This window comes from Flavobacterium jumunjinense (genome assembly GCF_021650975.2).
Lineage (GTDB): Bacteria > Bacteroidota > Bacteroidia > Flavobacteriales > Flavobacteriaceae > Flavobacterium > Flavobacterium jumunjinense.
Genome location: NZ_CP091285.1, coordinates 1,723,793 through 1,747,910 on the forward strand (window position 1 = coordinate 1,723,793; position 24,118 = coordinate 1,747,910).

The 24,118-nt window shown below is 29.8% G+C and carries 23 protein-coding genes; 5 read left to right on the forward strand and 18 right to left on the reverse strand.

Features of this window, described 5'->3' with window-relative positions:
• Nucleotides 1-73: 73 nt before the first annotated feature.
• Together bioA and L2Z92_RS07700 are read left to right on the forward strand one after the other, a co-directional pair.
• A complete protein-coding gene (gene bioA, locus L2Z92_RS07695) occupies nucleotides 74-1,345 on the forward strand; it encodes an adenosylmethionine--8-amino-7-oxononanoate transaminase (RefSeq protein WP_236458242.1) in 1,272 nt (423 codons plus the stop codon).
• 132 nt (nucleotides 1,346-1,477) lie between these two features.
• Nucleotides 1,478-2,632: a beta-ketoacyl synthase N-terminal-like domain-containing protein gene (locus L2Z92_RS07700; RefSeq protein ID WP_236458243.1), complete on the forward strand. Its 1,155-nt coding sequence runs from the start codon at nucleotides 1,478-1,480 to the stop codon at nucleotides 2,630-2,632.
• Between the two features lie 238 nt (nucleotides 2,633-2,870).
• Here the strand turns inward: L2Z92_RS07700 and L2Z92_RS07705 are convergent, their stop codons facing one another.
• The 7 genes from L2Z92_RS07705 to L2Z92_RS07735 all read right to left on the reverse strand — a co-directional run bounded on the left by L2Z92_RS07705 (nucleotide 2,871) and on the right by L2Z92_RS07735 (nucleotide 8,908).
• The gene (locus tag L2Z92_RS07705; protein WP_236458244.1) at nucleotides 2,871-4,799 is read right to left on the reverse strand and encodes a PorT family protein; all 1,929 of its coding nucleotides are present in this window, start codon (nucleotides 4,797-4,799) and stop codon (nucleotides 2,871-2,873) included.
• Nucleotides 4,796-5,338, reverse strand: coding sequence for an RNA polymerase sigma factor (locus L2Z92_RS07710; RefSeq protein ID WP_236458245.1), 543 nt, complete (start codon nucleotides 5,336-5,338; stop codon nucleotides 4,796-4,798). Before L2Z92_RS07710 ends, L2Z92_RS07705 begins: the two co-directional genes overlap by 4 nt.
• Before the next feature lie 13 nt (nucleotides 5,339-5,351).
• Entirely contained in the window at nucleotides 5,352-5,762 is a 411-nt protein-coding gene (locus L2Z92_RS07715) for a hypothetical protein (RefSeq protein WP_236458246.1), read from the reverse strand.
• Nucleotides 5,763-5,853: 91 nt separating this feature from the next.
• The gene (gene recA / locus L2Z92_RS07720) at nucleotides 5,854-6,858 is read right to left on the reverse strand and encodes a recombinase RecA (protein ID WP_236458247.1); all 1,005 of its coding nucleotides are present in this window, start codon (nucleotides 6,856-6,858) and stop codon (nucleotides 5,854-5,856) included.
• 378 nt (nucleotides 6,859-7,236) lie between these two features.
• On the reverse strand, nucleotides 7,237-7,875 hold the full coding sequence (locus L2Z92_RS07725) for a hypothetical protein (RefSeq protein ID WP_236458248.1): 639 nt from the start codon (nucleotides 7,873-7,875) through the stop codon (nucleotides 7,237-7,239).
• Nucleotides 7,876-7,935: 60 nt separating this feature from the next.
• Nucleotides 7,936-8,571 carry a hypothetical protein gene (locus L2Z92_RS07730; protein ID WP_236458249.1) on the reverse strand — a complete coding sequence of 212 codons (636 nt, stop codon included), beginning with the start codon at nucleotides 8,569-8,571 and terminating at the stop codon, nucleotides 7,936-7,938.
• Nucleotide 8,572: 1 nt separating this feature from the next.
• Nucleotides 8,573-8,908 (reverse strand): PadR family transcriptional regulator, encoded by a 336-nt coding sequence (locus L2Z92_RS07735; protein ID WP_236458250.1) that lies wholly within the window; start codon nucleotides 8,906-8,908, stop codon nucleotides 8,573-8,575.
• 118 nt (nucleotides 8,909-9,026) lie between these two features.
• Here L2Z92_RS07735 and L2Z92_RS07740 point away from each other — a divergent pair, with 118 nt between their 5' ends.
• Nucleotides 9,027-10,079: a 2Fe-2S iron-sulfur cluster-binding protein gene (locus tag L2Z92_RS07740; RefSeq protein ID WP_236458251.1), complete on the forward strand. Its 1,053-nt coding sequence runs from the start codon at nucleotides 9,027-9,029 to the stop codon at nucleotides 10,077-10,079.
• 83 nt (nucleotides 10,080-10,162) lie between these two features.
• Here L2Z92_RS07740 and L2Z92_RS07745 read toward each other — a convergent pair whose 3' ends face one another.
• From L2Z92_RS07745 to L2Z92_RS07785, 9 genes are all read right to left on the reverse strand, one after another.
• Nucleotides 10,163-13,651, reverse strand: a complete 3,489-nt coding sequence (locus tag L2Z92_RS07745) for an efflux RND transporter permease subunit (RefSeq protein ID WP_236458252.1) — start codon at nucleotides 13,649-13,651, stop codon at nucleotides 10,163-10,165.
• Between the two features lie 12 nt (nucleotides 13,652-13,663).
• Entirely contained in the window at nucleotides 13,664-14,827 is a 1,164-nt protein-coding gene (locus tag L2Z92_RS07750) for an efflux RND transporter periplasmic adaptor subunit (protein WP_236458253.1), read from the reverse strand.
• Between the two features lie 7 nt (nucleotides 14,828-14,834).
• The gene (locus L2Z92_RS07755) at nucleotides 14,835-16,181 is read right to left on the reverse strand and encodes a TolC family protein (protein WP_236458254.1); all 1,347 of its coding nucleotides are present in this window, start codon (nucleotides 16,179-16,181) and stop codon (nucleotides 14,835-14,837) included.
• A 9-nt stretch (nucleotides 16,182-16,190) separates the two neighbouring features.
• Nucleotides 16,191-16,784, reverse strand: coding sequence for a TetR/AcrR family transcriptional regulator (locus tag L2Z92_RS07760; RefSeq protein ID WP_236458255.1), 594 nt, complete (start codon nucleotides 16,782-16,784; stop codon nucleotides 16,191-16,193).
• A gap of 301 nt (nucleotides 16,785-17,085) precedes the next feature.
• A complete protein-coding gene (locus L2Z92_RS07765; protein WP_236458256.1) occupies nucleotides 17,086-17,607 on the reverse strand; it encodes a hypothetical protein in 522 nt (173 codons plus the stop codon).
• Nucleotides 17,608-17,612: 5 nt separating this feature from the next.
• On the reverse strand, nucleotides 17,613-18,788 hold the full coding sequence (locus L2Z92_RS07770; protein ID WP_236458257.1) for a cupin domain-containing protein: 1,176 nt from the start codon (nucleotides 18,786-18,788) through the stop codon (nucleotides 17,613-17,615).
• A gap of 183 nt (nucleotides 18,789-18,971) precedes the next feature.
• Nucleotides 18,972-19,709 (reverse strand): DUF3108 domain-containing protein, encoded by a 738-nt coding sequence (locus tag L2Z92_RS07775; RefSeq protein WP_236458258.1) that lies wholly within the window; start codon nucleotides 19,707-19,709, stop codon nucleotides 18,972-18,974.
• A gap of 182 nt (nucleotides 19,710-19,891) precedes the next feature.
• Nucleotides 19,892-20,587 (reverse strand): M50 family metallopeptidase, encoded by a 696-nt coding sequence (locus tag L2Z92_RS07780; protein ID WP_236458259.1) that lies wholly within the window; start codon nucleotides 20,585-20,587, stop codon nucleotides 19,892-19,894.
• A 165-nt stretch (nucleotides 20,588-20,752) separates the two neighbouring features.
• Nucleotides 20,753-21,178 carry a GNAT family N-acetyltransferase gene (locus L2Z92_RS07785; protein WP_236458260.1) on the reverse strand — a complete coding sequence of 142 codons (426 nt, stop codon included), beginning with the start codon at nucleotides 21,176-21,178 and terminating at the stop codon, nucleotides 20,753-20,755.
• A gap of 541 nt (nucleotides 21,179-21,719) precedes the next feature.
• Here L2Z92_RS07785 and L2Z92_RS07790 point away from each other — a divergent pair.
• Together L2Z92_RS07790 and L2Z92_RS07795 are read left to right on the forward strand one after the other, a co-directional pair.
• Complete coding sequence (locus L2Z92_RS07790) at nucleotides 21,720-22,694, forward strand: polyprenyl synthetase family protein (protein WP_236458261.1); 975 nt, start codon at nucleotides 21,720-21,722, stop codon at nucleotides 22,692-22,694.
• A gap of 33 nt (nucleotides 22,695-22,727) precedes the next feature.
• Entirely contained in the window at nucleotides 22,728-23,078 is a 351-nt protein-coding gene (locus tag L2Z92_RS07795) for a hypothetical protein (protein ID WP_236458262.1), read from the forward strand.
• A gap of 33 nt (nucleotides 23,079-23,111) precedes the next feature.
• Here L2Z92_RS07795 and L2Z92_RS07800 read toward each other — a convergent pair whose 3' ends face one another.
• A complete protein-coding gene (locus tag L2Z92_RS07800) occupies nucleotides 23,112-23,480 on the reverse strand; it encodes a hypothetical protein (protein ID WP_236458263.1) in 369 nt (122 codons plus the stop codon).
• 14 nt (nucleotides 23,481-23,494) lie between these two features.
• Nucleotides 23,495-24,040, reverse strand: a complete 546-nt coding sequence (locus tag L2Z92_RS07805) for a hypothetical protein (protein ID WP_236458264.1) — start codon at nucleotides 24,038-24,040, stop codon at nucleotides 23,495-23,497.
• Nucleotides 24,041-24,118: the final 78 nt, after the last annotated feature.

A 24,118-nucleotide genomic window follows, 5' to 3' on the forward strand; every position in this document is an offset into this window, starting at 1 on the left:
AGAAAGGAAAATAGACTTCCATCTTTGTGTAAAGAACAATTCTAACTTCTGATTTCTAAAATCTAACTTCAAAATGACACTTTCAGAAAAAGACACATTATACAATTGGCATCCTTATACGCAACATAAAACGGCATTTACACATCCTGTTATTATAAAAGGAGAAGGAGCTTTGCTTTGGGATGAAAATGAAAAGGAATATATTGATGCTATAGCGTCTTGGTGGGTAAATCCATTCGGGCATAGTAATCGTTTCATGGCAGATGCTATTTATAAGCAATTAACAACTCTAGAGCATGTCCTTTTTGGAGGCTTTACACACAAAAAAGCAATTGCGCTATCAGAAAAATTAGCTAAAATATTACCTTCAAATCAGAAGAAATTTTTCTATTCCGATAATGGCTCTACAGCCGTAGAAGTAGCAATAAAAGTAGCACTTCAGTATTTTCATAATAAAGGAGAAAAAAAGACAAAGATTATTGCTTTTGAAAATGCTTTTCATGGTGATACTTTTGGAGCAATGGCAGCAAGTGGTATTTCTTTTTTTACAGAAGCTTTTCAAGGTTCATTGTTAGAAGTCGTTCGAATTCCTGTTCCAACCAAAGGAAATGAGGAAAATTCATTGAAGACTTTTGAAGATTTACTAAAAACAAATGAATATGCAGCATTTCTTTTCGAGCCTTTAGTACAAGGAGCTGCAGGAATGGTCATGTACGCACCAGAAGTTTTAGATCAACTTATTCATGTTGCTAAAGAAAACAATGTGTTTACTATTGCAGATGAAGTAATGACAGGGTTTGGAAAAACTGGGAAGAATTTTGCATGCGATTATCTTCAAGAACAACCCGACATGATGTGCCTTTCAAAAGCACTTACTGGAGGTACAATCCCAATGGCGGTTACTAGTTTTACGAATGAAATTTATGATGCTTTTTACGATGATGATACTTCAAAAGCATTGTTTCATGGGCATACTTTTACTGCAAACCCAACAGGTTGTGCAGCAGCGCTAGCAGCAATTGAATTGCTAGAATCGAGTGAGATGCAAACAAATATTCAAGAAGTAAATAAACAACATTTAGCATTTCAAAAACAGATAGAAACACATCCAAAAGTTAAAACTACAAGAGTGCTAGGTGTTATTTTTGCTTTAGAAATTCATGTGGATAGTCAGCAAGATTATTACGGAGCATTGCGTAACAAACTATATAGTTTTTTTATTGAGAATGGAGTCATTCTTAGGCCTGTTGGTAATGTTATCTATATTTTGCCTCCTTATGTTATTTCAAAAAAGCATTTAGATAAAATATATACAACCATAGAAAAAGCATTAGCTATTATATAATTTTGATAGGAGCGAATCTCTAGGTATATTTGCAAACCATTTTCCTGATGGAAACGACATCCAGTCATTGCAAGGAACGAAGCAATGACTGGATGTCGTTTCCATCAGGGCTAAAAGTAAACCATAAACCTCTTGAATCAAAAAATATCCATAACCGCTTTAGCTTCCCTTTCTACTTTAGGTACTACTAAAAAAGAGATTTGGGACAATTATTTAACTCCAAAATCACACATTGCTAAAAAACAAATAGGAGATAAGTCAGTTTGGGCTGCTTCAATTTCTGAAAAACTGAATGAAGAGATTCAAAAACTTCAAGAATCAGATATAAAATATAAAGGTTTAGATAAATCTGTTGTATATGCTATTTATGTTTCACGATTGGCAATGCAACAAGCAAATTGGTCAACAGAAGATATTTTTGGAATAAATATTGGATCTTCTAGAGGAGCTACAGAATTATTCGAAAAATACCATGCAGAATTTGTACAAACCAATAGAGTAAGTACATTAGCATCTCCTACAACAACTCTGGGGAATATTTCCAGTTGGGTAGCTAATGATTTGCAAAGTTCTGGTCCAGAAATTTCACATTCAATAACTTGCTCTACATCTTTACATTCACTTTTAAACGGAGTTGCGTGGTTGTTGTCAGGAATGACAAATAAGTTCCTTGTTGGAGGTTCAGAAGCCCCTTTAACCCCTTTTACTATTGCTCAAATGCAAGCATTGAGTATCTATTCTCGGCAAGAAGATGATTATCCTTGTAAAGCTTTTGATTTGAGCAAGAAAGAAAACACAATGGTAATTGGAGAAGGGGCAAGTGTTATAGCCTTAGAAATTGGAGAAAAAGACAATGCATTAGCCTTTGTAGAAGGTGTTGGTTATGCAACCGAAGTACTTCAACATAATATATCTATTTCTACAGATGCAGAATGCTTTCAAAAGTCGATGAAAATGGCTTTGAAAAACACACCTATTGAAGAAGTAGATGCGATAGTTATGCATGCTCCAGGAACAATTAAAGGAGATACTTCCGAATTGAATGCTATTAGAAAGGTATTTGGTAATCAATTACCATTTTTAACGACTAATAAATGGAAAATAGGGCACACTTTTGGAGCTTCTGGTTTATTAAGTGTAGAATTAGCTGTATTGATGTTGCAAAACCAAGAATTGATAGCTATTCCTTTTTATGAACAAGAAAAAAGGAATAGACCAATTAAAAAAATTCTTGTAAACGCTGTTGGATTTGGAGGAAATGCAGTGAGTATTTTGATTTCTAAGTAAAGTTATGAATAGCATAATTAGTTATAAAAAAGACAATTCCATAGCAAAACGTTTTTTTGGAATTGCTTTTACTGATAGTAATAAGTGGGAAATAGTATTACTTTAATCTTGGTTATAATTATTCAATTGTCAAATGTATAACAGAAAAGTCTCTTATAAAAAGAGACTTTTCCGGTTTCAATCTTTATTATGGAATAAGAATGAAACATCTAACTAAAATTCAAGCCTAACCAAAAGCTTAAAAACTAAAACTAACTCCAGAATATACCCCTATAAAATAAGGTTTAAAATTTCCAGAGTCGTTATCAAAAGTATTGATTTGGTATTTAAACATAGGTTGAATATCTACGTTGAAAGATTTCCAAAAACTATATTTAAAACCCAAACCGACATTACTACTAAAATGTATATCGTTAAGGTTATTTGCTTCACCTATATTCATTTCTGAATCATTAGTTACTAATGAAATTGAATTTTTGTTTAGAAACATAGTACTCATTCCTCCAATTAATTCAATACCAAATTTTTTATCAATGATTTTATAACTTAGTTCTAATGGTACTTCGATATAACCCATTTCTTGTTTTAAGTTTGCTTCATTTTCATACCTTATACCATTTGCTTCCATATTAATAGCAGAAGCAATATTAGTAGGTTTACTTTTTAAAACAAGATATTGAGCATTTTCATTCGTAGTTACATTTAATGATGCTACGGATGATTCCTGCAATGATTTTGAGTAATAAATATTATTCGTGTTGTAGTTTAACGAAATAGAATTAATACCAGTACGGATATTTATTTTTTTTGATAAAGCATATTGTACGCCAACTCCGTAACTTACAGAAGTAGCATAAGTTTTATTATTACTAGTAAATTGTTCGTCGATTGGAGAACCCTCTGACATCGAATTGAAATAAACGGGTGCAGCATTACTGCTAACAACCCATTTATTCCTCATCTCTTTTTCTTTTTCATCAGCATTCTTTCCCTCTTCCTTTTGTTCTAGCAATTGTTCTAATGCATTTACCTCTGTATTAACTTCGGCAATCACACTAGTACTATCTTTAATTACACCTAAATTATTTCCGTTAGTAATAGGATTCTCTTTATTTGTAATTATTTCTTTATTGTATTCAATTGTTCCTGTTACAACTCCTGTTTTGTTATTTGTCTTTAACTTATTAGAAGTAGTACTAGCAACTGTGTTTATTGTTTTCTCATTTATAACTACTGTATTAATAGTAGTATTTGTATTGTCATTTGATGAATTTATAGTTGCATTTGTATTGTCTTCTGCAACAACAATATTGTTTTCTGTATTACTATTTAGTGCTAATCTTTTTTCTGTAGTCGAATTTGTTTCTTCAGAATGTGTTGCTAAATTAGAATTATCTAAAGTTGAATTCTTATCAGTAAATTGTACATCAGAATTAATGCTGACTAATGTCTCATTCTTTAAAATAGTTTCTTTGCTATTTGTGTTTTCAATAATTTCTTTTTTAGTATCGCTATTTTGAACTATTAACTCGTTGTTTGTGTTTTTTTCTGATTTCAAATTAGTAAGACCAACAATTTCTTCGTTACTTATATCGTTAATGATTAATGTATTGTTTGAGGCTTTTTCAGATTTTACTATGTTATTATTTTGTTCAACTAAATCATTATTATTTATTTTATTTTCAAAACGCAATTTTTCGTTAGTAGCTTTACTCGATTTCTCTTTTTTGTTTTTCTCTAATGCAACTACTGTATTATTTTCTTTACTAACAGTTGAGTGGATTGAAGTATTGTTTTCTTTTAATGTTTCATTTTTAGAATCATTTGCAATGCTTTCATTTGTCTCTTTAGTATTTAAGAGCAATCCTTTGTCTAAAATATCTTCTTTGATGTTACTCTCTTTAGCGTCCTTTGTTTTATCTTGAGTAACAACAGTGTTTCTTTCTTTTTTTTCAGTACTATAAAACTCTAATATACCATAAGAAATTAATAATAGTGATGCGGCGATACCTGTTAATTTAAACCATAAAGGAATAATTCTTCTTTTTTCTTTTTTATTACTTTCTAACTTGGAAGCAATAGAATCCCAAGCCATACTTGGAGGTGTAGCTTCAAAGTCTTTAAACTTTTCTTGAAATAAGCGCTCTATATTTTTATTCTCTTTCATTTAATCTTTGGAATTGAGGCAACTTCATTTGTTTCAATCTTATTTTTTAATATGGCTTTGGCTCTTGCTAAATTAGATTTTGAAGTTCCAATGTTTATTCCTAACATTTCGGCTATTTCTTTATGTGAATAACCATCCATAACATATAAATTAAAAACCAATCTATATCGATCTGGTAGTTCTTGTATTATTCTAGTTAAAAAATCTAAAGAAATATTTTCTTCTTCAATTTCAACTTCTTCAACTTCTGCAAAATTTTCAGATACAATTTCAAGAATATTTTGCTTTCTATATTGTTGAAGGATATAATTAATTACAACTCTTTTTGCCCAACCCTCAAATGAACCTTTAAAGTTAAATTGATTTATTTTCTCAAACAATAACAAAAAACCTTCTTGTAAGTTGTCTTGAGCTTCCTCATAACTTCTCGAATACTTAAGGCACACAGCAAAAATTTTCGGACTTAAATGTCGGTAAATTTGCTCAAGAGCCTTAGTATTTCCTTGCTTGCATTCATTTATGAGGTTGTCAATTATCAAAATTCATTAAAATTTAGTCAACAACTGGGATTTCAACTTCAAGGTACATATTCTCACCATTAGCATCTGTTCCTTGCCAAAATTTAAAAATATATGACCCTGTGTTCAAAACGCGAAAATCGAAAGTTGCTTCAGTTAATGTAGGAGTTGTGATATCTTGACATTCACTTCTTTCATAAACCACATTTTGCACTGCAAAAGTTCGAATGTTTTCATTTCTATCATAATATATTCCATCATAAACATGACACGTTGTAGGTTTTTTATACTTCACTTTTATACTATAAGTTTGATCTAATTGAAAAGAATCTGGAACGACAACTTCTTCAATTGGTAATAAAGTTAAGTGGTATTTTTCACCTTCATCAACACTACATGAGTTTAATATTAAAAATAGACTTAGTATAGATAATAACCGTTTCATAATTGTTTTTTTTTAAAAGATGTTCATTTTTTTAAATGGTTGCGTCATAAAAGTAAAAAATCACGAATATTTCGTGATTTTTTACTTTCTGTTAAGCGTTGTTTGCTTTTATTGTTTCTTTTATTTTTTGTTCTAGTTCATCCATTAGTTCAGGATTATCTTTTATGAGACCTTTAACAGCGTCTCTACCTTGACCTAATTTAGTTTCACCATAGCTAAACCATGAACCACTTTTCTTAACAATTTCAAATTCTACAGCTAAATCTAATACCTCTCCTACTTTAGAAACTCCTTCTCCATACATAATGTCGAATTCTGCAGTTCTAAATGGTGGTGCTACTTTATTTTTTACAATTTTAACTTTCGTTCTGTTTCCAATAACGCTATCTCCATCTTTTATTTGTGATGACTTTCTGATGTCAACTCTAATAGATGCGTAAAATTTCAATGCGTTACCACCCGTTGTTGTTTCAGGATTTCCAAACATAACTCCAATTTTTTCACGCAATTGATTAATGAAAAATACCGTACAATTGGTTTTGTGTATTGTTCCTGTTAATTTTCTTAAAGCCTGCGACATTAAACGAGCGTGTAGTCCCATTTTAGAATCACCCATATCTCCTTCAATTTCACTTTTAGGAGTTAATGCAGCTACAGAGTCAATAACAACAATGTCAACAGCACCTGAACGAATTAAGCTCTCAGCAATTTCTAATGCTTGTTCACCATTATCAGGTTGCGATATGATTAAGTTATCAATATCAATCCCTAATTTTTGTGCATAAAAACGATCAAAAGCATGCTCAGCATCAATAAATGCTGCAATTCCTCCTGCTTTTTGTGCTTCAGCAATGGCATGAAGTGTTAATGTTGTTTTTCCAGAAGATTCTGGACCATATATTTCTACTATTCTTCCTTTTGGATATCCATTTACACCTAAAGCTAAATCTAATCCTAAAGAACCAGAAGATATTGTCTCTACTTCTACAATAGCAGAATCTCCCATTTTCATCACCGTACCTTTTCCGTAGGTTTTATCTAATTTATCTAAGGTTAATTGTAAGGCTTTTAATTTTGCTTCTTTATCTGAACTCATATTGTTTATTTTTGGTAAAAATACCTAAATTTTCTTTTTCAGCAATGAAATTTTATTAACAAGCTAAACTCTTTTTTTATAGTTTTAAGAATGTTGAAGGATTAGTTCAGTGAATTAACTAATTCATATTCAGGATAAGTTTCTCTCAGGTAGCTTTCTGTCTTGGATTGTATCATTTTTATTATGATATAGGGTACTAAATATAATGAAACGGTAAGTAAGCTAATACCGACTAAAATGGTATCTAGTAAACTGATATGATCTATCTATTTGTTCTTCGGTTAGTTTCATTTATACAGATATTTCTCATTTCAGTTTTATGGTTCTTTCTGTTTTCTTTATTAACAGATTTTATATTTTTACAATACTATTTTATTTTTATTTGATGATTTCAATAGATTTAATGAAGTTTTTATGTGATATATAATTCTTGACCATAAAGAATGTATAAATGAAGAATAAAGAGCAATAGAATAATTGTAAGTGAACCATTGTTTCATCAAAAGCTATTACTATTAAACTCAAAGCTAAAATAGGTGAGGATTGATTAACTAGAAAACGATATGTAGTCGGTTTTGATTTATAGTTAATCAATACAATTAAAACAACCATTATAATAGAGAAAACAACGCTACTTATTGAAACTATTGTTGAGAAAGGTTTTAAAATTTCAATCATATTATTTTTATAATAATTAATTAAGAAAATCCATATAGCTGAGATTATCGAAGACATAAAAAAGTATTTTTTTGCTTTTGAAACTAGTTTGTTTAAAATTATTTTTGGAAATGAATGAATAATACCTACGAAAAAATTGCTGCTATAGACAAATTGACGCTTCCATTTATCTAGAGCTAAACACAAAGTAGTTTCAAAATCCGCTCCTTTTGTATTCATTTCTTGTTCAATCTGAGTTGCAATATGATCTATTAGTTCTAATTTAATATCGATATATTTAATGCCTTTTTTTTCTAAAATGGCATCTATAGTTTGTATTTGTTCTTTTGTAAGTTGCATCTTAATAACTTAATTTAGGATTAACAATGGTTTGCATGTTTTGAATCTTTGATTGTTGTGTTATTCAAAAGCATATAATTCTTTGTTTTTGATATAGAAATCATATGTCTTCTTTACAACAAACCAAATAAATAAAAACGTAAGAATACTGTATGTTAGCGTTAAATTAACAGCTAAATCACTTTTAGGTTGAGTTAGAATTCGTGCTAAATTAAAGGCATTAATAAAAAGAATGCTTACATTAAAATTATTTTCTATGGCAAAAAATCTTCTTTTAAAAATTCCTGTAAAAAACAGTAACCAACCTAAACACATTACGATTATCATTAAAACAGAAATAACTTGAATCATTCCAATATTTTCTCTAATGAATTCAAAAAAGTTTTTTTGAAAAGTAAGGAACAATACTATAGAAACGATAATTATATTTTTATTCTTTAAAAACTGGAAAAATGTCTTGTATGCTAAAGGGAAATCCCATTTTTTATACACTTTTCCTGCTTTTAAAATTTCGACTTTATTCTCTTTTATAAATTCTAAAAATGCAGTGTTAAATGGTTTTTCATTTTTCACCATTTCAAATTCAACTGCAGAGGATATATGATCGACCAACTCAATTCTGATATCATCAAAAATGACATTATTTTTTTTTAAATAAAGATTGATATACTGTATGTTTTCTTTTGTAAGTGTCATCTTAATAACTCAATTTAGGATTAACAATGGTTTGCATGTTTTTAATAAACTCTTCTAATTCGGCTAATCTATTTACCGTTTCTGTAGTTCCTTTTTCTGTGAGTTTATAGTATTTACGTAGTCTATTGTCGACTCTCTCAACTTCAACTTCAAGTATTCCTTCTGCTTCTAACTTGTGCAAAGCCGGATAAAGTGCACCTTCAGTGATATTCAACTCTCCTTTTGTGATCTCTTTAACCATTTGAGTAATTTCATAACCATACATTCTTCCTTTTTCTTCTAAAAGTTTCATGATTATGGTGTTTAAACTTCCTTTGTATAATTGTGAATTCTTCATTTTTAATTATTTTAACAGTACAAATGTATGCATAATTTTCTTATGTATAATAATCTTATGTATATATTTTTTAAATTTTATTGTTTAGGTTTCTTATTTTTGTAGAAAATATAAGATAATGTCAACATTCTATAAATTAGTAATAAAAGAAATAAAAAGAGAAACAGCTTCTTGTGTTTCTATACTTTTTAATGTACCTGAAGAATTAAAAACATTTTACAAATTTGTTTCTGGTCAATATGTTACACTAAAAGTAACATTAGATGGAGAAGAGGTAAGGAGAGCTTATTCAATTTGTTCTTCTCCTAAAAGTGGAGAATTAAGAGTTGCGGTAAAAGCTATTAAAAACGGACTTTTTTCGACCTTAGCAAATGAGAAATTAAGTGTTGGTAATTTAATTGAAGTTGGTTTGCCAGAAGGAAAGTTTGTTTTTGAACCGCAAGCAGATAGGCAAAGAAATTACGCGGCTTTTGCAGCAGGAAGTGGAATCACACCTATAGCATCAATTATCAAGTCGGTTTTAGAAGAAGAACCTAAAAGTACATTTGTATTAACTTATGGGAATAAAAACCCTGAAGAAACTATTTTTTATGATACACTGCAAGAATTACATTTAAAATATGTAGGTCGATTCTTTGTGCATTATGTGTATAGTAAAATAAATGTAGAAGGAGAATTGTTTGGAAGAATAGATAAAGCAGCTGTTAATTTTGTTATTAATAACAAACACAGCGAAAAATCGTTTGACAAATTCTACTTGTGTGGACCAGAAGAGATGATTAATACTGCTTCAGCAGTTTTAAAAGAGAACAATGTAGCAGAGAAAGATATTAAATTTGAATTGTTTACAACGGCTTCTAATGAAGGTTTTGAAAATGCAGTTTTAGGAGGACATACAAAAATTACTGTTTTGGTTGATGATGAAGAAACTTCTTTTGAAATGAGTCAGAAACAGACAATTCTAGAAGCAACATTGAAGCAAGGAATTGACGCTCCTTATTCTTGTCAAGGTGGCGTTTGTAGTAGTTGTATTTGTCGTGTTACAGAAGGAAAAGCAGTGATGAAGAAAAATGCTATTTTAACCGATGGAGAAATAGAAGAAGGCTTGGTTTTAGCATGTCAGGCAGTGCCAACAACAGATTCAGTATTTGTAGATTTTGATGATGTTTAGTAGTTGAAATTAGCAAATTATACATAATAAAAAATGCTCCGAAACTTTCGGAGCATTTTTTATTATAGTAATGATTCTTGTAATTAGTTGCTTTCAGCTACTTTTAATTTTCTGTTTTTAAAACGTAGTTTCAGTCTGTTTACTAAATAGAATAAAACGGGTACAACAATTAACGTTAAGAAGGTAGCGAAGATTAATCCGTAGATTACTGTCCAAGCTAATGGTCCCCAAAAGATAACATTGTCTCCACCAAAATAAGCATGAGGGTTTCCTGTTGAAAACAAACTAAAGAAATCTATATTGAATCCTGTTGCAAGTGGAATTAATCCTAAAACAGTTGTAATTGCAGTTAATAAAACAGGTCTTAAACGTGCTTTTCCACCTTTTACAATTGCTTCAAAAACATCCTCGTTACTTAGAAGTTCTTTTTTGCCAACGCCTAATTCTTTTCTTTTTCTTGTAATTAACAAATCGGTATAATCCAGTAATACAACACCATTATTTACAACAATTCCGGCTAACGAAATTATTCCCATCATGGTCATCATAATTACGAATGGTTTTCCTGTAATCATTAATCCTAAGAATACACCAATAAAACTTAAGAAAACGGCAACCATAATAATTGCGGGTCTTGAAACTGAGTTGAATTGAAAAATTAAGATTAAGAAAATTAAGAATAAACCTGTAAATAAAGCTCCCATTAAAAACTTCATTTGTTTTCCTTGTTCTTCTAATTGTCCTGTATAGTCAAATTTAACTGTTTTTGGTGCATCAAACGAAGCCATTTCTGCTTGAATTTGTGCAACAACTGCGCCAGCATCTGTAAACCCAGGTGCTAAAGCAGAATACAATACTACAATTCGACCCGAATGTTTGTGTTTTACAGCACTAAAAGAAGATGTGTTTTTTTGACTAGCAACGGTTGAAACCGGAATTTCTTTAATTTGGCCAGAAGCCATATCTCTAAACGTAATGTTTTGATTAAAGATTGCACTTTTATTATATCTATTTTCTTCGTTAAAACGAACATAAATATCATAGTCTTCACCATCTTTTTTGTAAACACCTGCTTTTTCACCAAAAATAGAACGTCTTAATTGATTACCAACTTGACCTGCAGAAACGCCAAGTTCTCCTGCTTTTTCTCTATCAATTACCACTTTCATGGCAGGTTTATCTTTGTTTACATCTACTTTTAATTCATCTACACCAGGAATGTTCTTCGTGTTTAAGAAATCTTTCATTCGCTCAGCAGTGTTAATTAACTCTGCATAATCATTCCCTTTAATTTCAATATTAATTGGATAACCTGCTGGTGGACCAACTGCGTCTTTTTCGACAGAAATAGAAACTCCAGGGTAAACATCTTTTAAAGATTCTTGTATTTTTTTACGTAAATCTTCAGAATCTCTACCGTTACGGAATTTAAATTCCTTCATAGAAATGGTGATTTTTCCTTTATGAGGCATTTCTGCAGAAGAACCTCCATCTGTTTGTGGGTTTCCAGCACCTTCACCTACTTGGGCAACACCATTTTCTACTAAATAGTTTTGTTTTTTTCCATCTTCATCAGTGTAAACAAATTCTTTATCATCTAAAACTTTATAAACACGTTTTTCAATAGATTTTGTAATCTCATTTGTTTTTTTAATATCTGTTCCTTGCGGATATTCTACATAAACAATAATTTGATTTGGCGTATTATCTGGGAAAAATTCAACTTTGGTTCTTCCACTTCCTACGCTCCATCCAAAATACAACATAATAACTGCAAAGAACATGATTATCATTGCAATAACTGTAATGACTGGTTTTCTGCCTGATAAAAAGAAACGCAAAGCTCTTTCGTAAGCATTTTCTAAACGAGTTAGTAGTTTGTTTTGGAAAGAAATAGTTAATCCTTTGATTACATATTTATACAGCCAAAACATTAAAGCGGTAAAAATCATTAATGCCCCAAAACCTTTTACAACTCCACCAAAAATTAGAATTATTGTTCCAAAGCCACCTAAGATTATACTTAGTGTAATTAGTTGTTTTTTAGAAACTACTTTTTCATTAATATCCATGAATTGCGAAACCAAAACCGAATTGAAAAAGATTGCAACAAATAATGAAGAACCTAATACAACAGATAATGTTATTGGGAAATAAATCATGAATTGTCCCATAGTTCCTGGCCACATACCTAGTGGTACAAAGGCTGCAACAGTTGTTAAAGTAGAAATGATAATAGGTAATGCAATTTCACCAATTCCTTCTTTAGCAGCTTTTATACGACTCATGCCTTCATCTTCCATTAATCGATAGACGTTTTCGACGACTACAATTCCGTTATCTACAAGCATTCCAAGTCCCATAATTAATCCGAAAAGAATCATGGTATTCATGGTGTAGCCTAAAGCATTTAGAATCATAAACGACATAAACATAGACATTGGAATTGCAAAACCTACGAAAAGAGCATTTCTAAAGCCTAGGAAGAACATTAAAACTCCAACCACTAATATAATTCCGAATATGATATTGTTTACCAAATCATCTACCTGATTTAAGGTTCTTGAAGATTGATCATTAGTTACAGAAATAGTTAAATCTTTTGGAAAGTGATTTGATTTAGCGTCTTCTAAAATCACTTTAATTTTTTCAGTAGCTTCAATCATGTTTTTACCAGCACGCTTTTTTACGTCTAGCATTACTACACTTGTTCCAAATTCTCTTGCATAAGTGGTTTTGTCAACTTCTTTAAAAGTAACTTTTGCAATATCTTTTAGATAAACTGCACCACCTTGGGTTTTAACTACAAAGCTTTCTAAATCAGATGGGTTTTCAACTTCACCTAATATTCTAATAGTTCTTCTTTGATCGTTTGCAACTAAATTCCCAGCAGACATGGTTACATTTCCATTTCTAACGGCATTAATAACATCATCAAAACTAACTTTTGACGCCATCATTCTGTAAATGTCTACAGCTATTTCAATTTCTTTTTCTTGTGCACCACGAATATCTACTTGCTTAATTTCAGATAAAGCTTCAATTTCGTCTTCCAAATATTCTCCAAACACTTTTAATTGTTCAATAGGATAATCTCCTTGAATATTAATGTTTAGAATTGGAACTTCTTCAGAAATATTAAGATCAAAAACATTTGGTTCTACTTTAGCACCATTAAATGTTGGCCAATCTTCGCCACCTGTTTTGGTGTCGATCTTGTCTTTTATCTTTTGTTTGGCAGCTTCAACTGATATTTTTTCATCAAATTCTACAGTTATAATTCCGTAATCTTCTTGTGAAGTAGAAAGAACTTTAACAACGTTACTTACGTTTTTGATTTCCTCTTCTAAAGGATCTATAATTAAACGTTCAATATCTTCTGCTGTATTTCCAGGATAAACTGTACTAATGTATATTTTAGTTTCTTTAATTTCTGGAAAATCTTCTCTTGGCATGCTGTAATATGCTGACAATCCTAAGAAAAGAATCATTATCATCATTACATAAGCCGTCATCTTGTTCTCAATTGCCCAAGAAGAAAGTTTAAATTCGTTATTCTTTTTATTGCTCATAATCTTCTAAAATTATTTTATTATAGATACTTTTTGACCGTCTTTAACGCTACGAGCACCTTCTTTGATGATTAAATCACCATCTTTAATTCCTTCTACAATTTCTACGAATTCTCCTTGTGATAAACCAACTTTTACAATAACTCTTTTTGCAATAGCTTTTCCCTCTTTATCAGGATTTTTTGCTATGTATAAAAATTGTTCACCGTCTGCATTTTCTGAAATAATACTAGTAGGAACCGTAATTGCTTTTGGGTTTGTGTAATCTTTAATTTGAATCTTTGAAGATAAATTTGGTTTAATGTTTCCGTTTTTATTTGGAACTGCAATTTGTATGTTAAACGAGCGATTTGCTGGATTTATATAGTTGTTTGCTTGTGTCACTTTAGTATTTAAAGTTTCTCCAAGAATTGGAAAATCTACAATTACATCTGACCCTTTCTTAATAGTACTAATGTTTTTTTCAGGAACTTCAGCCTCTAAATACATATTTCCAAGGTTTACAATTCTCATAACTGGTGTTCCAGGCCCAACAACGCTTCCTCTTTCGTTCTCAATACCATCAATTGTACCACTAAAAGGAGCTCTTATTATTGTTTTTGAAACTTGAGATTTCATTTGAGCAACTGCTTTTAATTGTGCTTGATAGTTTGTTTTAGTTTGTAAGAATTGAATTTCTGAACCGATTTTTTGATTCCAAAGGTTTTGCTGTCTTTCAAAAGTAGTTTTTGCTAAAGCTGCTTGTGTTTCTATTTGTGCTAATTGAGAACTTAATCCGCCATCATCAATTCTTGCTAAAATTTGTCCTTTAGATACTTTTTGACCTTCTTTTACATAAACTTGTTGTAAAATACCACCAAACTCAGCATTTAATAAAATGTTTTCTTTGGTTTTAACATTTGCTTGTAATTCTACATAATGGTTGAAAATTGTGTCTTTTGCAGCAATTGTTGTAATTAAAGTAAGTTTTTCACTAGTGTCTTTAATACCGATAGCTTCATCAATTTGTGCTAATTCTTTCATTAACGCATCAGATTGATTTACTAATTCAGTTCTTTTTGCTCTTAACTGCTCTAATGTTCCTTTTTCGATAACAGAAGCTGTTGAGTTTTTTTTGTCACCACCACACGAAATTAATAAAAGTGAGGATGCTATGATTAAATATATTTGTTTCATTATGAGATTATTGTTTTGTTGTTATTTTGTCTAAAGCTGTTTTTTTATTAATTACGTCTATCATTGATTGTAATAAACCTTGTTGAGAACTATACAATTGTCTTTGTGCTTCTGTAAATTCAAAACTACTTGATAAACCTTCTTTGAATTTTACTTGTTGTTTTTTCTCGATTCTTTCTGCTAATTTTAAATTCGATTTAGAAGTAGCATATTGTTCGATACTGTAGTCGTAATCGCTTTGTGCTTGTTGGTATTGAAGTTTTAAACGTTGTTCTGTATCTTTTAATTCATTCTTTGCTTGTTCTAGTGCAATTTTAGCTTGTTGTTTTCTAGAATGATCTCTAAAACTACTAAAAATTGGCATGTTGATGCTAACTCCAAAATTAGAGTTATTGTACCATCTTTGATCTTGGTTAAAGAAATCAAATTGATTCGCAAACGAATTATAACCGTAATTTAATTGCGCACCAATTGTTGGTAAACCTCTATAACGTTCCAATTTTAATAGTAATTGTTTCGATTTTTCGTTGTTTTCACCCATTCTATAATCGATTGAGTTTTTTACTTCAAAATCTTCAGACATAGATGTTAAAACTACATTTTTAGTAGTAAGTTCATCTAGATTCTCTTTCAACTCTAAATCATTATTTATGTCTATACCTAGAGCAATTTTTAGAAAATTTAAAGCAATTTCACTTCTTTTAGTTGCATTAGATAGAGAGCTAGTAATTTGCGATAAAGTAATTTGCAATTGTTCAACATTCTCTTCTTCAATTAAACCATTTTTGAATGTTTCTTGAGTTTCAAAAAGAGTTTTTTCTAATGATGTTTTGTTGTTTTCTAATATGGATATATTCTCTCTTGCAAGAAGAACATTTCCGTAGGCATTAGTCACCATTTCGGTAACTTCTAAATCGGTTTTGATTTTTGCATTTTCAGAAATTTGCAAATACACTTTTGCAGATTGTAAACCAACAATATAAGAGCCATCGAAAATTAATTGACTTAATGTTGCTTTTGCATCCATACTGTGTTTTGTTCCAAATGTTATAGTCGATACATCATTAGGATCTCCACCAGGATTAAAGGCATTACCTGTAACTCCTTGTTCTGTAAAGTTCAAGTTGTTTAAATAGGTAAGATTAGCATTAATTTGAGGAAGACCACTTGCTGTTGTTTCCCATTTTTTTTGCTTTGCAGCTTCTATATCTTTACTAGCGTTTATCGCTGTGTAATTGTTTTTTTTAGCATGTTCAATTGCTTCGTCAAGAGAGAAGGAGTAACTTGTTTTTTCTTCTTGAGCATTGATTAAACTAGCAAAAAACAAAAAGATAATAATAAATCTATGTTTCATTTTTAGTTATTAATTTAATTTAGATAATTGGTATTCTAATTCTTTTAAACCTTCTGCAGTTGCAATAGATTTTGTATGGTATTTTAACGCACCTAATTCGTTTTTATTTACTTCCTTTTCAGATTCATAATGTTCGTTTATTCCAAAAATTAGTAAGTAATAAAACAATACGGTTTGTTCAATATTAATTTCTTTACAGTATAAGCCTTGCTTAATTCCTTTTTCTAAATTTTGATGAAAGAAACTCTTGCATTGGTGTGATTCTCTTTCTCTAATTTTATCATAGATAAATGGATAATGTTTTTTTAACTGATACAATGGAGCATCTCCATCGGTTTTAAACATTTCGTCAAACATTTCTCTAACGATGAAATTTTCTTCGATAGCATTCTTTCCTAATTGAATAATATCTTCAAATTTTTTATGAATAATAACATGAATATAATCGCATCCTGCTTCTATTAATTCTTCTTTGTTTGAAAAGTATTTGTAGAGTGTCTTTTTAGATATTCCGAGCTTAGCCGAAATGTCATCCATTGTAACACTTTTAAACCCCAACTTAAAGAACATTTCGGTTGCTTTTATAATTATTTTCTCTTTCAAGTGTATTGTGGTTATTAAATTAATTCGGGTGCAAATGTATAAAGGAAACTTTGAATACAAAAATAGTTTCCAATGTATTTTCTAAAAATTAACATTGTTTTAAGTTTAGATGCTTTATTATGATAGGTTGGAACGCATTTAAAAAGTTTTTTTAATATTTAAGACGTTGGTTATTAGTGGTTTGATTTCTTTTTTTAAAGAAATAGTATTCTATAAAAAAAACCTCATTTAAAATGGTTTAAATGAGGTTAATTGGATGTTTATAATGGAAACTGGTTTTGATTTTTAGTTTTTTCTACTTTTAGATTTCATGAGTTTTCAAGATATGATAATCTATTAAAGTTATACAGCAAGCGGCAATTAAAATGTTTCTATAGGTTTCATTAAAAATAGTAATTCTGAATTCTCCATTTTTGAAGATGAAATATTTGTTTTCGATTAGTCCAATCAACTTGTCTTCATGATAAAAAAGTTGTCTATCGTACTTGGTTTTAATTTTAATTTGTGTAGAATTAGCATCTTTTAGAAAAACAGGTTCGTTTTTAAAAAAAGAAAAATTTGTGTTCGAGTTACTAAATTGCCAAATAGTATTGGTTGATAATTCATGAATTTTAAATTCAGAATTAATAGTATTTTTAAAGGAAATTTCAATTTTTTCTGAGTCATCAAATAGAATTAAATAGTTGTTTTTAGATTTTTTAAATTCTGCAATAATATTTCCTGATTCTAAGAAACGAACTTTTGTTAATCTTCTAAAAAAAGGAATTCCTTTAAATTCATTTTTAGTAGTAATTGAATATTTTAAGTTTTTTATTTCTCTCAATGTAATTAAAGCTTTCTAAGTATTTCCGTTTCATCTACTTTCATTAAAAATTGAAATAGATCAAATCCAAGAGTTTCTGGTTGTAGTCCAATATTTAAGGTTGCTAGGTTTATAGGAGCACCAGTGTTTATAAGATTAATAAAATCTAAAAGTTCTTTGTTGTTTTCAATAATTATCTCATGTCCTCTTGCGAATACAGTTGATTGCTGCTTTTTTAAAGGAAGTAATTCAAGAGAAAAAGGCTTTTTTAACTGATATGTTCCTTGCAAATCTAGATTTGAATAGCTTAAAATAGAAGGTTTCATGAAGCCTCCATTACTCTTAAGACGCGACATTAATCTTTTAACAGCTTGTTCACTTTCGTTTTGAAAATTTAAGGTTTGTAATAATTCAGAAGGAGGAATATGATTCAGTAAAGTATCGTTGTCTGGATTTACTTGTAATAGTTCGTTGATTATTAGTTCTTTTACTTTTCCTTGAGATGCTCTCCTGTAATCGAGTACTAAACTAACAGAAAACTCCTCAGTATTTGCTACATGATACATGTCATCGGGAAAAGAAATGGCATCTCCAGGCTCTAGAATGTAGGCAGTTGCAGCATGTAAAATTTCTTCAACATTCTTATAGGAAGTAGCATGATTGGTTAATCGATTATACTCATCTGTTTCCCATATATAAAAAGTTTTAGTAGCTGGCCCTAGGTGAAATAAAACACCATCTTCACCAGCACTTCCTCTATGAACTCCAAACGGAGTATAACCATAATCGCCCATAAAATACAGCATTGATAGGCCTGCAAAAGGATAGCCAAGTTCAGCAATAAGAGGTGCTACTTTCTTTGCCATTTCTTCAACAATAGTGTTGTTGTAATTTTCAAGAAAGTTCATAATAAAACCAAATGGTTCTCCTTTAAATGAACGTGTAGACCATTCTTTTAGCGATTCATTATCTTGAGGAGGGTTTTCTATAAAGGGTTCGTTCTGAGAAACATCTTGTACACCTTTTGTGAAAACTTTTAAGCCATTGTAAGGTTTTTTTTCTTTGGCAAATTGCTGCGTACTTTTTGCAATTAAATCTAAAAACAACTCACATTCTTCTGCGCTAAGAATTTCTTTTTGCATTGCAGGAGTAGTAAGTCTATTTGTGTTGTTTAATAATGTATTCCATTTTTCGGAGCTCATTGTATAACGTTTATGAATGGTTTAATTTGACTTAGAAATGACAAGTAAAAAACGAGCCATAATCATATCAAATATAAATTAAACTTTTTATATTATGGAAGGCAGAATGATGATATTTAGTTTAGAAGAGTAAGATGAAATTTTCATTCATATATTATAGCTCATTTATATTATTGACTTAATTTATTCCGTTAGTTCCATTAATATTTTTCTACCACCAAAATCAATTTCTTGTTTAAGTACTTTTCTTGTAGAAACTTCAATATAATAAGTGTTTAGAGTAGAATTATTTGAGATATCATCAGTAGTTTCAACTTTCCAAACGGATTTTTTTTGCCCATTAAAATCAATAGTTACTTCTTTCGTATTTCTAATAGTTGCAGTAATAACGTCAATTTTAGCAGTAGGATTATAATCAAAAATTGAAATAGTAGTGGAATAATTATCCTCTAAAGGTAGTAATCGTATTAATTGAGGGTAAAAATTACTATCAAAAAAAGATTTGTGAACTTCTTCAGAGATTAGGGTCTTATTTTTTGTTTGTTTATCTAAATAATAACCCGTAATTTTTTTTCCAAATTTTAATACCATATCTCTTTGTTGATTATATGATGAATGGTAAATAGGTTTAAAATTTTGCGTTTCAACAATAGTGCTATCAATCCATTTTGTAGAAGATTGTTTCATTTCTACTGTTGTAATAATGAATATCTGATTTTTCTTTTTCTCAATTTGAGTTTGTAGTTTTCCAATTTGAACTTTTACAGAATCTTTTATCATAAACCAATTCATTTCTGAGGTTTCTGGTTTCAGAAGTTTCGAGTTAGCTGGATTATTCGAAGGACTAAGTGGTGGTTCTTGACTAAAAACAGGTGCAGAAGACCCAAAAGCGATTAGTAAAATAAGTAGTATTTTTTTCATTTCTATTAGTTATTAAATTTTCATTTTTGTTACATTTTTTTTTCAGTATTTCAATGTAATCAAGTTGGATAGAAAACCTGTTTATTACAGATTATGTCCGTAGAAAATTTGTAATTTGAAATGAATGAGTATAATTGCTTGTACTTATAAAATTAGGAAAGAAAAAAAACACACCAAAAAGGCTAATTAAACCGTTCACCTGGATGTCTGTAAATATATCTAAGTGCAACAAACAAAGTAAATACTGCAATTAAGATCCAAGTTACACCTATTAGTTGGCTAGAAAAACCAGTAAGTTCTGCAATTTGATCTGCATCACTACCAATATTAGTTCTATCAATTAAATCATCTTTAATATCTAATATAACATAAAAACAAGAAGTTATACCTAAGAATTTTAACCATGAGTCATGAAATACTGGACTAAAATATTTAAAAGCAATCAACATAAAAACTCCTAATCCAGCAGTCATAATTGTTCCAAACAATTCACCAGATTTCAAAACAAAATAGGAAAGCCATAACAATACAAGTCCAATTACTAATGAAATATTTTTATCTTTTTTTGATTTAACAGCTAAAACCAAAATCAACGTTCCCCAGAATAAACTTCCTAAATAGCCAGCGCTAGCTGTCATAAAGCTACCCCAAAAACTGGATTCCATTGTGTATTGACAATAGCCACCTATTTGTGGGTCAATCTGTATTTGTAGTATTGTACCGCCAAATAGTACCGCCATTAAGCCGTGACTCATTTCATGTAGCATGACCACAAACAATTTAATAGGATAAATGAAAAAAGTATTCCAAAAAAGGGCAGCTATAATTATCATAATAGCTAAATATAAAATTTGGAATTTACCGTTTGTTATATTCATGTTTGAAGGATTGTTGTTGGAGTTTTATTATAAAACAAATATAAATAAACTTTAAAAATCCTAACTGATTTTTTGAAAGTAAAGCGATACACGTTATTATTATTTGAATTCTGTTCAGAAGAATTTTTAGTTTTTTGTATTGAAGCGCTTAATAGAATTTGTTGGCTAATTGTTAAACTGTTGTTCCATAACGACATAGTCGATTCCATCTTTTTTGAATTTTTCAGATGCAAGCTTTAAGTTAAATTTTTCATAGAATTTCGATTTTTCAATTCGAGCATTACACCAAAGTTTTGTAATGCCTTCTTTTTTTATTAAATCGATTATGTTTTTTAATAGAATTGTTCCATATCCTAATCCTTGAAATTCAATTAATGTCGCAAACTTTCTAAATTGAATTTCATTTTTCTCTTTAAACAAGGATATTATGGATATTATTTCTCCATTTACAAATAAACCAAAATGCCTTGCGCTTTCATCATTTGGTAATTTAACATACTCTAAAGACATATTGGGCCACATTACTTTGTGCCGAATTGCTATGGTTTCGTTAGAAGTGATTTGTTTGATTTTAGGAGTTATAGTTTCCATTTCTATCGGTATTTGATAAAGATTGGTAGGTGTTGGTTTAAATGTCTAAAATTAATAAATAAAATTTTCAATAATATATAAACTTATTTTATTGGATCATCAATTTGTAATTCTTATTTTAAATCTTGTTTGTTTATAGGGCTCCAAAATAAATTGTGATTTTTTTATTTTAACTGAAAAAACAATCACATTTTTGTGATAATAAATTTATTTCTAAAAAAACAATCACAAGAACGTGATAATAAAATAATATACAATAAAATAATCACAGAATAGAGATTCCTTCTTAGTCCAGAAATTTGTTAGAATTGTCTATTCTAGTAAAATAGCATTTGTAGTAAAATCAAATTGCTTAGGGTAGTTTTTTCTATAAAAGAAAAGCAAGTGATATTGAGTAAGTAAAGATAGAATAGAAACGTTATTGAAACCTCTGCTAAAGAATGATGAAAACAGAAAACAACTTTCAAAAGGAAACTTTATCAATTGAATACAGGTTATAAATAAAAAACTTACTTTTGCATAAAGCTATTACTCGTAAGAAATGCATGCAATAAGTCAATATCAAGAAATAATTAAAACTCATTTTGAAGAGTTACAAACAGTAAAAGAACCCAAAAATCTATACGAACCTATTCAGTACATTCTCTCACTAGGAGGAAAACGAATGCGTCCTGTATTAACATTAATGACAAGTGAAATTTTCGATGTTTCCTATGAAAAAGCGCTTCATGCAGCTACAGCGATTGAGGTTTTTCATAATTTCTCATTAATTCACGATGATATTATGGACGATGCTCCACTGCGAAGAGGAAATCAAACGGTTCATGAAAAATGGGATTTAAATACAGGAATTCTTTCAGGTGATGCAATGCTTATTTTGGCGTATCAATTTTTTGAAAACTACCAACCACATATATTTCAAGAACTAGCGAAGCTCTTTAGTAAGACAGCGTTAGAAGTTTGTGAAGGGCAGCAGTACGATGTTGATTTCGAAACACGAGACGACGTTACGATTCCTGAGTATCTAAAAATGATAGAATATAAAACAGCTGTATTGGTTGGAGCAGCAATGAAAATGGGAGCAATAGTAGCCGAAACTTCCGAAGAAAATGCAAATTTAATTTATGATTTTGGTTTAAATTTAGGAATTGCGTTTCAATTGCAAGACGATTATTTAGATGCTTTCGGTGACCCAAAGACATTTGGGAAGCAAGTAGGAGGAGATATTATTGAAAATAAAAAAACCTATCTCTATTTGAAAGCTTTAGAGTTTAGTAATAAAGACGAAGAAGAACAATTACAACATTTGTTTTCGATACAACCCAATGATAATACAGATAAAATAGCATCGGTAAAAACAATTTTTAATTCCTCTGGAGCATCAAAGGCAACGCAAGACGCAATAAAGGAATACACAATGAAAGCTTTTGAAACATTAAAAATAATGAGTATTTCAGAAGATAAAAAATTGATATTAAGAATGTTTGGAGAAAAATTGATGAATAGAAGTGTGTAATTTCAACATTATCATTATAAAATTGAATTGAAAATGTATGAATCTCCAGTAAGTATAGAGGATTTAATAAACCAAGCAGAAGAAGATCATCTGTATTTTAAACTCATCGAACAAACCAATAAAGACTTTGCTTTAGCAAATGAAGCAATAGATATCCCATTAGATATTTTTCCGTTTCAGTTCAAGGAGCTAGTACATGAAAAAATAATAAAACTCATTAATTATAAGTTTGCGGAATACCTTAACTTGCTTTACATCATCGATGTTTCAGAAGAAGAAATAAAGAAACTAGACGGATCAGATATAATACAATTATCGGAACAAGTAACTTTTCTCATCTTAAAAAGAGAATGGCAAAAAGTATGGTTTAGGAATAAATATTAAACCTTTAGTGCTGAAATACAAAGTAAAGATGTACTATTTGAATTGGAAAGTAATGTCAGATTTCAAAATATAATTAACTGCTCCAAAAATTAAAGCGGCCCCCATATCGTTTGCGCCACTAGGATTTAGTGAGTCTATTTTGTTTGTATTTAAATTATGATTGATATAGCTTAAAGAATAATTATTTTTTGTTTTTAGATAATTCGATTGAATGTCTAAGTTGCTATCATATATAGATAAAAAAAGGGGCTTGCTTTTAGAATTGAAGAAATTGAGAACTTCAAAAGTGAATGGCTCGTTAATAGAAATAGTATTCAAATCGGGCAATACTATTTTCGGGTCTTTCGATTGAGAAAAGCCAAAAGCACTAAACAAAATAGAAAAAAATATAAACTTTTTCATGGTAAAAATGAATTCTAAAAATAGACTCTGATAAAAGGGATAAAAGGATCAGCATAAACACCTTGGTTTTCTTTATATAGAACATTATATCGAATTCCAATAGTTACATTGTTTGTTCTATATCCAGCTCCTAAAAACAAAGCAGTATTCCAAAAATTATCAGTAACTCCACCAAAAGTAGAGTTGAAAGAGGTATTTACTCTTAGTTGTTCTAATTCTACAGAAACTTGAATTTGTTGTATCGGATTAACTAAAGCAATAAGACTTCCTCCGTAGATATTAGATTTATAAAAACCTTTCTGATTAACATAACTATATTGTAATCCTACACCAGCAGAAACATATTCGTTAATGTTATAAATGGCACTTGGAGCCACCGTAATATTGGTGAAATTACTACCGAAACCTAGCCCTAAACCGCCACCAATTTGAACTTTTTCCCAAAAAGGGTTTTTTGTACTAACTTCTTCATAATCTTGCGCGTTAACTTTTAAACTATATGTTATTAAAAGTGTGAATACGAGAAATTTTGTTAAATAAATGGTCGGATTCTTTTCCATAAGTCAGATTCTAAAAAAATTATGTTATAAAAGTACAAATTTCTTTAAAAGATTATCACAAATGTTTTATTTTTGCGT

What these genes read in the sequence shown, in the direction of transcription:
- L2Z92_RS07800 (WP_236458263.1), bottom strand. Translation starts at nt 23,480, where the DNA reads ATGAAAAAGTTTATATTTTTTTCTATTTTGTTTAGTGCTTTTGGCTTT.
- recA (WP_236458247.1), bottom strand. Translation starts at nt 6,858, where the DNA reads ATGAGTTCAGATAAAGAAGCAAAATTAAAAGCCTTACAATTAACCTTA.
- L2Z92_RS07725 (WP_236458248.1), bottom strand. Translation starts at nt 7,875, where the DNA reads ATGCAACTTACAAAAGAACAAATACAAACTATAGATGCCATTTTAGAA.
- L2Z92_RS07740 (WP_236458251.1), top strand. Translation starts at nt 9,027, where the DNA reads ATGTCAACATTCTATAAATTAGTAATAAAAGAAATAAAAAGAGAAACA.
- L2Z92_RS07780 (WP_236458259.1), bottom strand. Translation starts at nt 20,587, where the DNA reads ATGAATATAACAAACGGTAAATTCCAAATTTTATATTTAGCTATTATG.
- L2Z92_RS07755 (WP_236458254.1), bottom strand. Translation starts at nt 16,181, where the DNA reads ATGAAACATAGATTTATTATTATCTTTTTGTTTTTTGCTAGTTTAATC.
- L2Z92_RS07715 (WP_236458246.1), bottom strand. Translation starts at nt 5,762, where the DNA reads ATGAAACGGTTATTATCTATACTAAGTCTATTTTTAATATTAAACTCA.
- L2Z92_RS07730 (WP_236458249.1), bottom strand. Translation starts at nt 8,571, where the DNA reads ATGACACTTACAAAAGAAAACATACAGTATATCAATCTTTATTTAAAA.
- L2Z92_RS07785 (WP_236458260.1), bottom strand. Translation starts at nt 21,178, where the DNA reads ATGGAAACTATAACTCCTAAAATCAAACAAATCACTTCTAACGAAACC.
- L2Z92_RS07705 (WP_236458244.1), bottom strand. Translation starts at nt 4,799, where the DNA reads ATGAAAGAGAATAAAAATATAGAGCGCTTATTTCAAGAAAAGTTTAAA.
- bioA (WP_236458242.1), top strand. Translation starts at nt 74, where the DNA reads ATGACACTTTCAGAAAAAGACACATTATACAATTGGCATCCTTATACG.
- L2Z92_RS07795 (WP_236458262.1), top strand. Translation starts at nt 22,728, where the DNA reads ATGTATGAATCTCCAGTAAGTATAGAGGATTTAATAAACCAAGCAGAA.
- L2Z92_RS07750 (WP_236458253.1), bottom strand. Translation starts at nt 14,827, where the DNA reads ATGAAACAAATATATTTAATCATAGCATCCTCACTTTTATTAATTTCG.
- L2Z92_RS07790 (WP_236458261.1), top strand. Translation starts at nt 21,720, where the DNA reads ATGCATGCAATAAGTCAATATCAAGAAATAATTAAAACTCATTTTGAA.
- L2Z92_RS07735 (WP_236458250.1), bottom strand. Translation starts at nt 8,908, where the DNA reads ATGAAGAATTCACAATTATACAAAGGAAGTTTAAACACCATAATCATG.
- L2Z92_RS07775 (WP_236458258.1), bottom strand. Translation starts at nt 19,709, where the DNA reads ATGAAAAAAATACTACTTATTTTACTAATCGCTTTTGGGTCTTCTGCA.
- L2Z92_RS07805 (WP_236458264.1), bottom strand. Translation starts at nt 24,040, where the DNA reads ATGGAAAAGAATCCGACCATTTATTTAACAAAATTTCTCGTATTCACA.
- L2Z92_RS07745 (WP_236458252.1), bottom strand. Translation starts at nt 13,651, where the DNA reads ATGAGCAATAAAAAGAATAACGAATTTAAACTTTCTTCTTGGGCAATT.
- L2Z92_RS07770 (WP_236458257.1), bottom strand. Translation starts at nt 18,788, where the DNA reads ATGAGCTCCGAAAAATGGAATACATTATTAAACAACACAAATAGACTT.